Consider the following 10,649-nt stretch of genomic DNA (forward strand, 5'->3'; position numbering starts at 1 on the left):
TGTGCAGATTGACCTTGAATGGCTTCCTAAGTTCTCGACCTATATTCTTAGGTGTCTTAGAGAGGTTTCCTCGTTCCCTTATTCCTTTATTACGGCTGATTTAGTGAGGCAAAATCTCCCGGAGGGTGCGGTATGGTTGTTGATAACCTCGTAGATATAAGATTATCCAAAGACCCTCTGACTTTCGTCCTACATCCCATAGCTACCTTTGGAATGGTTTGTTATTACGAGAGTTTAATTACCTTCCTATTCGTCCACTTGTCAACCTTTGCTTGCGGTATCGTTCCTGGTAACTGGTATTTTCCCGCTTTTAGACCAGCTTCGGAGATTGATGTTCAGTCTCTACTCCGTGGCCTATGCTGTCAACCCAACAACAGAGCGAGTGGAATTTCACCACCAAGGTAGTAAGAGTTATTCACAAGTCGAGGTTGTCCTCATGTATTGACTTGGAACGGCCATTTATACCCAGTTTCCTGGTTTAGTGGCCAACGAGTCGCACACCTGCTTTAACAACTTGACCGCCAAAACGTTTCACACCTAATCTCTGGGCATTAGAGTCGCGACCGTTACGAGTACTACCAGTACCTTTTTTATGAGCCATAATTTCCTCCAAATTTTATGTATGTATAATAACTTCTATAGTTCATAAAAATATAGTCAAATATGACATATCCTTATTTTGCAGGAGTTACCCTTACTGGGTGAACTACAACACCACGCCAGTTGCGTGACTGTCGGGAAACCCGCCCAACGCACTGGCTTCTCTATCCCATAGTCAAAGACAAAAGGGAGCTGCTTTTCTCATTATGTTTTCGGAATTTTCTTGATTGTTTAGTCTGAAACTCTCAGCCAATTTCATTATACCCAGGACTTACGCAAAGGCAGTATATATGGAGTACTGGTGCGTTACGCTAACGCTAACACACCCTACCAATAGCGTTCATGCGTAAGTCCTAATACCATTAATACAGATGGTCAAGAATAATTAAATGTTGTCAAATATTTAGTAGCTCTTTTGTACAAATCAACGAAGATATTTGACATCACTTGACTATATATGACTATATTTATGTATAACTTTTATTATACTTATTCTGCCTGATTTTCTGGTTTTTCTTCAGATACATTTTCAATTTCTGCTGTAGTCTCTGAAACTTGCTCGCTAATAGTTTCTACTGATTCTTGAACTTCTGTAGCTTCAGTTGCCGTTTCTGTAACAGTTTCACTTGCTTCTGAAGTTACTTCTGTAACCGAAGTCTGAGATTCTACTGATTCTTGAACTTCTGTAGCTTCAGTTGCCGTTTCTGTAACAGTTTCACTTGCTTCTGGAGTTACTTCTGTAACCGAAGTCTGAGATTCTACTACTCCTAATATTTTGCCATTAATACTTATGGAGTCAATCATTAGACGGGTAAGTTCTTGGCGATGTCCCCTTTTCTTACGAGTTTTCTTTTTAGGCCGCATTTTGTAGACAATAATTTTTTTGCCCCGCAAGTGTCTCATCACAGTACCTTCAACAAGAGCACCTTCTACAAGAGGTTGACCAATATGAACTTCTTCCTCATGTTGAACTAGAAGCACATTATCCAGAGAAACTTGATCTCCCTCTTCTGCTTGTAGAAGATCAATATCGTAAAAGCGACCTGCTTCTACCCTAAGCTGTTTTCCACCTGTTTCAATAATTGCGTAAGTCATTAGTTTGTGTTAATAGGTTTGCCGTACAGGTAGCTGGCTCTAACACTAATACCTTAAAGTTGTATTGTAGTTAGTTAAAATGGGCAAATGCCTTGATTTATTTACCAGCTTTTATAGCAGTTGAAGCAAAGAGCGCGGACATATCAAAAGCTTAAAATTCAGACAACGCCAGATTTTTCCTTCTGCCTTCTGCCTTCTGCCTTCTGCCTTCTGCTATATTATGTCTGAACCTGGTCCGAGCAGGATTTAGACACACAATCCCCAATTATCCCTGACAAACGTAATTTTTGTCAAGCTAGGGAATAGGCAACAGGCAACAGGCAACAGGCAACAGGCAATAGGCAATAGGCAACAGGGAAGAAAAAATTATCTATCTGGTAATTTTCGGAGATGTCTAATGTAGCTAAACCGTCGATAAGCCTCACACCATAATTTTAAATTTAGTGTGAGATGAATCGGCAGTAAATGAATGGGACTCGACATCCTATTCATTTACAAATTTTTTGACATCCTCCCGGCATCAAATCAGAGATTATGATGCGGGATTCCCATCCATCAAAACAACCGAAGTTGCTTAAACTCAGGGCGGGTTGACACATCATTGGAATCTGCTGATTTAGAACCAGTCTTAGGTCTCCTCCGTGTCCGTTTAACTGTCTCCGGTTGACCCTCGGCGACTACTTCAAAAATTGATAGCTGTACAGGTGTTTCCAATACTTCAGCCTTAATAGTTTCAACTTTGGTTATCGGTTGAGTTACTGTTTCAATTATTGGGGTATTCAGAATATTTACAGCAGCATTGATATCACGGTCGTGGAATGTTCCACAATTAAGACAAGTCCACTCACGAACATTTAGTTTTTTCTTACTACCTTTAAACCCACAATGAGAACATTTTCTAGTAGTAGGTTCCCAACGATTAATTACTCTAAACTCTTTACCATATTTATCACATTTAGATTCAGTTAAAGTCCTGAATTTTCTCCAGCCTAGATCGCTAATAGCCTTAGCTAATTTGCGATTTTTTACCATTCCAGAAACATTCAAGTCTTCAAGAACAATAGTGTCGTACTTTTTGACTAAATCAGTTGAAAGCTTATGAAGAAAATCAGTTCTGATGTCTTGGATTTTTCCATGAAGTTTAGCTACTCTAACCCGTGCCTTTTCTCGACGTTTACTACCTACTTCAGTACGAGTAAACTTATGTTGAAACTTAGCTAACTTTTTGAGATTTTTCTGGAGTGGTTTTGGTGCATTAATCTTGTCTCCATTGCTCAAAGTTGCAAATGTAGAAATGCCTAAATCAATGCCAATTGAATTATTAGTTTTAGGCATAAATTCCGAATTAGTTTCCACTACAAAGCTAGCAAAATATCTATTGGCTGAGTCTTTGATGATAGTTACAGAAGTAGGCTGACTAGCTAATGGCCTTGACCAAACTATTTTAATTTTACCTACTTTTGGTAGATAGATTTTATCTTGACCAACTTTGTAATTAGCCCCGACAAATCTTGCAGCTTGTCTAGATTTTCTAGATTTAAACTTAGGAGGCTTGGCCTTGATACTTTTACGTTTACCTTTACAACTATCAAAGAAATTCTTATATGCCTGGTCTAAATCTTTGAGAGACTGTTGTAGTGGAGTAGAAGCTACATTTTTTAACCAAATTAATTCTTTCTTGGCGCTTGTTATGAACTGTTTAGTTAGATCGGTATATGAAGGTTTTTTATCCCCTTTAGCGTACAATTGATTGCAGTGAGCTAATGATTGATTCCAAACATATCGGCAACACCCAAATAGTTGATTTAATTTGGTTGTTTGAATATGATTAGGGTAGATTCTGTACTTATATCTAGCTTTCAATGTTTTTGACCTATTACTAACACCAAAGCAATGTTATTATAGCATGGGTTGGCATTCATCCCGACACCAAATTAAAATTATGGTGCGGGTCTTCTGCCAACATTTAGATAAAAAGGTAGAAAAATGCTCCCCCATTCCCCTACTCCCCCACTTCCTGTACGGACGTTGCATACAACGTCCCTACCTACTCCCTTACGTATCTGTGTATCCGTGCCATAATCGGTGTGAGCCACTCCCCTACTCCCCTAATCCCCTACTCCCCTACTCCCCTACTCCCTACCCTCTCGGAGATGTCTAATCAATGACCACCACCGCTAAATACTTCTCCAACCGCTTTACCTTCTAGTATATTAACCGCCCCTTCTAATAGCTTCTCTTCAATATATGGCTTAGTAAAGTACCCCTTTGCTCCCAGCTCAAATGCCATTTCCATGTGTTTTTTCGCACCACGAGATGTCAACATCGCCACAGGTAAAGTATTCAAATGAGCATCTTTTTGCATCCGAGATAATAACTCAAAGCCATCCATCCGAGGCATTTCAATGTCACAGAATACCAAATCACACGGTAAACCAGCACGCATTTTTTCCCAGGCATCCTTACCATCCCTTGCCTGTTCAACTCGGTAACCAGCTTTACTAAACGTCATGGATAACAATTCACGGACTGTAATTGAGTCATCAACAATTAATACTGTTAACTCACTCTTTTGGTGCATAGTCAAAGATGCCTCATCTTCCTCGCTAGGTGGCCAGATCCCCTCATCCCGGGGGCGTAGTCTTCCTGTTGCTAGGTTAATTAACTCAATAACATCTGCGATCGCTACAATATTACCATCCCCTAAAACTGTTGCTCCAGCAATACCTATAGGTTTAGGTATAGGTCCCTCTAGTTGTTTAATTACAATTTCCTTCTGTTGTTCTAAAACTTGATCAACTTGCACCGCCAAAAATATCCCTGCAGAAGCAGAGCGCAAAACAACAATTGAAATCATATCTTCTTCAGCATTCATACCATACACATTAGCGCGACGGAGATGACGATTATAAACAAGCAACTCTCGTAAGTGACGGAAAGGCAACTTTGAGCCACGCCATTCTATATAGCTTTCCTCATTTTCTGCTGTTTTTACATCCTCCTTAGACACTTTAATCATATCTTCTACCCCATCCATCGGAAAAGCAATCCAGGAGCGATCGCTAATACAACATAATGCTTTCGAGATACTCAAAGTCAGAGGTAAGCGAATTGTAAACATTGTACCCTTACCAATAGTAGAGTCAATAGAAATAGTACCTCGAATTTCAGTTAAATTAGTCTTCACCACATCTAACCCAACTCCACGGCCTGAAAAATTATCAGCCTTATCTTTTGTACTAAAACCCGCATGAAAGAGCAAATCATAAATATCAATGTTAGTCATTCCTTGAGCTTGTTGTTGAGTAATTACACCTTTTTCTATAGCTTTCTTCTTTACTTTTTCGGGATTAATTCCCGCTCCATTATCTGCCACCGAAATCACCGTCTGATTACCTTGGTGAAAAGCACGAATTGTGATTTGACCTTGACGAGACTTACCTGCTGCTAGACGTTGTTGAGGCGTTTCAACTCCATGAGTTATGGCATTATTAATTAGATGTTTCATTGGGTCAGAAAGCTTATCCTGAATCATTTTATCAATTAAGGTTTCTTTCCCTTCTACCTGTAAACTCACCTCTTTGCCACATTCCATTGAAATATCTCGCACAGCACGAGGCAATAGTTGTACCGTCTGAGAAAAGGGTATCATTCTCGACCTAGTTAACCCTTCTTGCAATTGAGTTGTCACTTGTCGTAGCTGACGGGTTACTTGTTCTGCGTCATCAACCAGAAATTCAATGTCAGATGAAGATTCTCGTACTCGGACAATATATTCTATGGTTTCCTGAGCTAATAAATGGAAAGGAGTGAAATTTTCTACCCGGTCAAGATCGAGAGAGTCATCAAATTTTCTTTTTCCACTTGTATTTTCGGTGGCTGTATCAGCTAAATTAGAGGTCTGAGTAGAATGATGTCCTTGACGACTGTCCCAAATTGCTCTTTCTAAAAGGGTTTTTTCATACAAGTCGTGCATTCGTTGTCCAGCATCACTTAGTAGCATTACCTGATGGAGCAGGTTATCTAGAAACTGACGCATTCGTTCTTGACCTTGTTCTAAACTATTACGATTGACTACTAGCTCACCTACTAAGTTACTGAGATTATCTAGTTGCTTTGCGGGTACTTTAACTGTTTGCTCTGGAGGGCGTCTATTTCGGCGAGGACTATTAGTAGTAGAAGCTCCACTAGATTTATAAGTATCTATGTTAGGAGTTTCTAATAATTTATCTAAGTCACTAAACGGATCTTCTTCTGGTAGTTTTTTTGTTATATTAGCAGTTTCATGGGTAGGAAGAGTATTTTCTACAACTGCTGTATTTGATTTAAGTTTTGAATTAATTTCTGTACCATTTAATAGTTTTTCTAGTTGTACAAAAATATTATAATTCTCTAATTTTTCTCCATTTAGTATTGCTTCTAATTCAATAAATTCATAATCTTCTGATTCGTTTTTATTTTTAGCTGTTAATTGTTGATTTTTTTCTGACTCTACAGAAGTTGTTTCGTTCACTACATCTTCTAATAGTTGATTTAAGTCTACCGCTTCATCTACAGTTTCATAGTTTTCTACGGTAGGCCACAAATCTTCTATATTTACTGAAAGTTCTGAATTTTCTTGAAGCTCATTATCACTTTCAATTAAATTATCTAATGATTCATCTAATGATTCATCAGACTCTAAGTTAATAAAATCTAAGTTTGAATCGTCGAATAAACTATTTAAATCGCTGCTATTTTCTTCCCCATTTACCTGCTCCACATTGATTGATTTTTGTGAGTCTGATAATTCTAAATGTTCTTGATCGAATAGTTGGGAAAAACTGGATGTCAATTCCTCTGATTCTATTTGATTTTCTTGTTCTCCATTTACTGTTTCTGAATCTTCAAATAGTGCTTCTAAGTCTGCTACTTTTGAGTTTAAATCATTTTTAGTTTGAATTTGGTTTTGATTATTTTCTATTTTGACATCATTGTTAATTTCTTGTTCTTCATCTTTAATTGCCAATAAATCACTAAAATCTTCATTTATATGGTCTTTTTCGTTTGTATTTTGAGGGTTTAATTTGATATTTTTTTGCGGATTATTTTCGAGTAAATCTACTTGTAAATTCCCGTCATTCTCAGAGTTTTCTACTTCTTCTAATGCTGCTAAATCTCCCTCATTTATAACATTGAATAAATCCTCCAAATCTTCTGCTTGTTTTGCTTTACTATTATCTTGTTCCAAGTCAGTATTTTGCTTGCTAATATGACTCTGATTTTGTAGTGTATTTTCTGTATTTTTATCAAACAAATCTGACAAATCTTCGTCTACTGTACTTAACAAATTCAATTCATTAAAATTTTTAATTTTGGATGATTGCACAACTTCATTAACATCAAATAATAAGTCAGACAAATCACCAGAATCATCGCTATCAATTTCAGATTTTTTTAACTCTTCTATTTCCACATTGCCTCGATCTAATATTTCTTCTTCTTCCCAACTAGAATCTAGTTCTGGTGCTTCTCCTTCAAATAAATCTGCTAAACTATTTAGTTCTGTTAATCCCACTTCTGGTCCTTGTCTTATTTCTTGTTTATCTCCTATTAAGTCATAATTATTATTATCTGTATCCGTAGCTTCTAAGCTATTAAACCAGTCATCTATAGAGTCTTCTGTTTGAATTATTCTCTCATTTTTGTTGTTTATACCCTCATTAATTTTCGTTTGATTTTGTCGATCGTTTGTTTCATCTAACATATTTCTTTCACCTATATTTTTATTGATTGTTTCTGGATTTTTTATTAAAGCTTTTAAATTTTCATCTACTACTATTTCTTGCTCTTTATTATCTATGATTAATTCTTGAGCTTGTTTCAAATTTTTAATTATGTTGTGAGCAAGAATATAATATGTATTTTCGGTATTAGCTATTGCTTTTTTGACAGCTTCTACTAATTCTAACCAATTTAATGACAGATGATTTTGTCTACCCTTATCTCCCAAAAAATTACATATTTCTTTCAATTTATTCCTTGTCATAGCATCATCATTTTGCTTGAAAATAAACAACATTTCTCGCATTTTTTCTGATACTTCTGCCATGAAAAAACTTTGTTTTTCAATATTTAATTCTGGTGTTTTTCCTATAGTTATCCCATGAGTTTCTCCTGCCAAATCATCTAGATGTACTTCTAACTCTTGAAATACTGGTTCTAATTTTTCTATTTGAATTTTTTCTTCTTTTTCTGTCAAACCAGAGTTGCAAAGTTTTTCCAATAAGTATTGTAAAGTATCTAAAACACTTAAAAATAAAGACTCTAATTTATTATCAACCTCAATAGAAGTTTCTCTCAAGATTTTGAAGCTATCTTCTAATCTATGAGAAATATTTCGCACACTATTAATTCCTAACATAGCAGCCCCACCTTTAACAGAATGAGCCGCTCTAAATAATTCACTTAATAGTTCTCGATCTGCTATAGTATTTGGTAAATTTAATATTCCATGTTCTATAGTATTGAAGTGGTCTTTTGCCTCCTCAATAAAATAGCGCATAATTTTTTCTGTTTGTTCTGTTTGTCCTATTTGCATATTTTTTATAGTTCTGGGTTCAACAGTATATGTTTGTCAACTACTAACTTTTGTTTTGCATCCATTGAAAAATATGCCAATCGCTTATTCGTTCCCATAGGTTATATCATGTCCGGTTGAATACTTACACTTTGGTGGAAGGAAGGCAGAGGGCAGAAGGCAGAAGGGAAAGAAAGGTTCAAAGAGAAAAGGTTTTTGATTGTTGATTATCCGGACATGATATTAATTATAATAGACATCTCCAATGATATAGTGCTACGCGCAAGTTAGAAGTCAAAAGTCAAAAGTCAAATTAAGGTATGAAAGTAGGTTTATAGGGAATAGGGAATAGGGAACAGTTAATATTAACAAGTAGTTCAAACTATCCAAAATAAAAAATCCCAAATACAAAATTATCAAATCATATCATGTCTGGTTGAATAATTAGACAATGGTTGTCCGAAGGCAGGAGGCAGGAGGCAGGAGGCAGAAGGTTTTCTCAAGAGTGTCACCTTAATTTTATACACGCTCCGATGCTACCGGACATGATATCATACCTAGAATCAACAACACCTCAAAATAATTAGGTCGCGCAACCCCGCCTTTTAAAGCTATTTTTGGAGGCTTCCTCAAATCACCGTTACAAAAATAACTTCTGTACGGGTGGTTCGCGTTTGCGGAGCATTCCGTAGGAAACCACCCCTACTGACTTCTGACTTCTGACTTAGTTATTGTTCTGCTGGATCTACTCGGAAACGCTCTACTGAAGTTAATAGATCACGAGCAACACCCACTAAATTTTGTAGCGAACTATAAACTCGTTGAGATTCTTGAGAAGTTTCTTGAGCAGTCAACTCTACTGCCTGCATCACCTTTGATACTGATTGAGCCACTTCATTTTGTTCTACAGTATCTGCAGCAATAGAACGTACCAACACATCAATTCTTGTTGTAACTTGAACAATATCTTCCAGAGACTGCTTTGCTTCCTCTGCCAACTCCGTTCCTTTAATAACGTGCTGGGTTGCCTCTTCCATTCCAGTCATCACCCCTCCTGTTTCAGTTTGGATTTGCATAACTGTGTGTTCTATGTTCTTAGATTCTTTAGCCGATTTATCCGCTAACTGTCGAACCTCATCTGCCACTACTGCAAATCCCTTGCCTGCTTCCCCTGCCCTAGCTGCCTCAATACTAGCATTCAAAGCCAACAAGTTTGTGCGAGAAGCAATACTAGAAATCGAACCTACAATCTTAGAAATTTCCTGAGTAAACTCTGATAAACGCTTAACTCTTCGAGTTGCATCTGCCACACCTTCTCTGATTTGCAGAATACCAGCTACAGTACGGTCTACTGTCTCCCCTCCTTTCAAAGCTAAAGCTGCTGCCGACCTTGCTACATCCTCAGTTTCGCGAGCATTTTCAGCCACCCTTTGAATAGCATCAGTCATTACTTGCACAGACTGTAGAGTCGCTGCCAACTCTTCCGCTTGTCGCAAAGCATCCGTAGACAAACCCTGAGCAAAAGTCGCACTATCCATAGAACCCCTACTCACCTTTTGAGCAGCCTCTTTTACCTGATGTACAATTTCCCGTAAATTTTGAATTGTTAAATTAAAGGAATCTGCTACCGCTCCCAAAACATCAGCCGTAACTTCAGCACTAACAGTTAAATCTCCACGAGCTGCCCCTTCTACATCATCCAGTAAGCGAATTACTTGCCTTTGTAAATCTTCCTTAGCTTGTTCATTTTCTTCTGCCTTCCTTTGAGCATCAGTATAAGTTGCTTGAATCACCTTAGCCATGTGGTTAAACTTAGCAGCAAGCTTACCAAACTCATCCTCTGAATAAACTGTTGCTCTAGCTTTTAAATTCCCGTCAGAAATAATATCGAATTGAGTATGTAAATCTTTGTTAGCTCTTTCTATTTGTTTTGTGGTCAGACTACCAAGACCATAAGCAGTTAAAAAGCTACTGACTCCTGCAATACCTGTCATAATCCAACCAGTGCCACGCAAATAAGAAATTACATCTGTTTTTTGTTCCTGATACGCTCTGAAAGAAACAACATTACTGACAATGGCTACGGCAATTAAGGATACTAATCCTGTTCCTATGGCTGTGTATAGTTGTTTTGTAGATAGGGAAGCATTTTCCCAGAATGCCAACCCACCTTGTTCAACCATTACAGTTGTATCTACTGCCTCTCCCTTAATTTTACTAAAAGTTGGGAGTTGATTATCTATTGGAATAGTTTCTTCATTATCAATCGCACTACAGTCGTCTGAACTCCAGTCTCCACGCCGGCCGGATCTCGTATGCCGTCTTATGCTTGAAAAAAAAAAAGAAATAAACTAGTAGTAACGACGACTAAGCAATAATGCTGCATCAGATACAA

General features: G+C 37.4%; 3 protein-coding genes and 3 pseudogenes. 1 reads left to right on the plus strand and 5 read right to left on the minus strand.

Annotation, left to right across the window (positions count from 1 at the left end; all coding sequences use genetic code 11):
• Positions 1-132 precede the first annotated feature (132 nt).
• The gene (locus F6K54_RS31235; protein ID WP_293086604.1) at positions 133-405 is read left to right on the plus strand and encodes a hypothetical protein; all 273 of its coding nucleotides are present in this window, start codon (positions 133-135) and stop codon (positions 403-405) included.
• Between the two features lie 82 nt (positions 406-487).
• On the opposite strand, the pseudogene F6K54_RS31240 reads toward F6K54_RS31235, so the two are convergent.
• The 5 genes and pseudogenes from F6K54_RS31240 to F6K54_RS31260 form a co-directional block, all read right to left on the minus strand.
• Positions 488-601, minus strand: a pseudogene (locus F6K54_RS31240) (50S ribosomal protein L27); the annotation flags it as partial.
• A gap of 701 nt (positions 602-1,302) precedes the next feature.
• Positions 1,303-1,695, minus strand: a pseudogene (rplU, locus tag F6K54_RS31245) (50S ribosomal protein L21); the annotation flags it as partial.
• A gap of 555 nt (positions 1,696-2,250) precedes the next feature.
• Positions 2,251-3,558, minus strand: a complete 1,308-nt coding sequence (locus F6K54_RS31250; RefSeq protein WP_293086606.1) for an RNA-guided endonuclease TnpB family protein — start codon at positions 3,556-3,558, stop codon at positions 2,251-2,253.
• A 298-nt stretch (positions 3,559-3,856) separates the two neighbouring features.
• Positions 3,857-8,275, minus strand: a complete 4,419-nt coding sequence (locus F6K54_RS31255; RefSeq protein ID WP_293086610.1) for a response regulator — start codon at positions 8,273-8,275, stop codon at positions 3,857-3,859.
• Between the two features lie 707 nt (positions 8,276-8,982).
• A pseudogene (locus tag F6K54_RS31260) lies at positions 8,983-10,455 on the minus strand (methyl-accepting chemotaxis protein); the annotation flags it as partial.
• Positions 10,456-10,649: the final 194 nt, after the last annotated feature.

Source organism: Okeania sp. SIO3B5, assembly GCF_010692555.1.
Lineage (GTDB): Bacteria > Cyanobacteriota > Cyanobacteriia > Cyanobacteriales > Microcoleaceae > Okeania.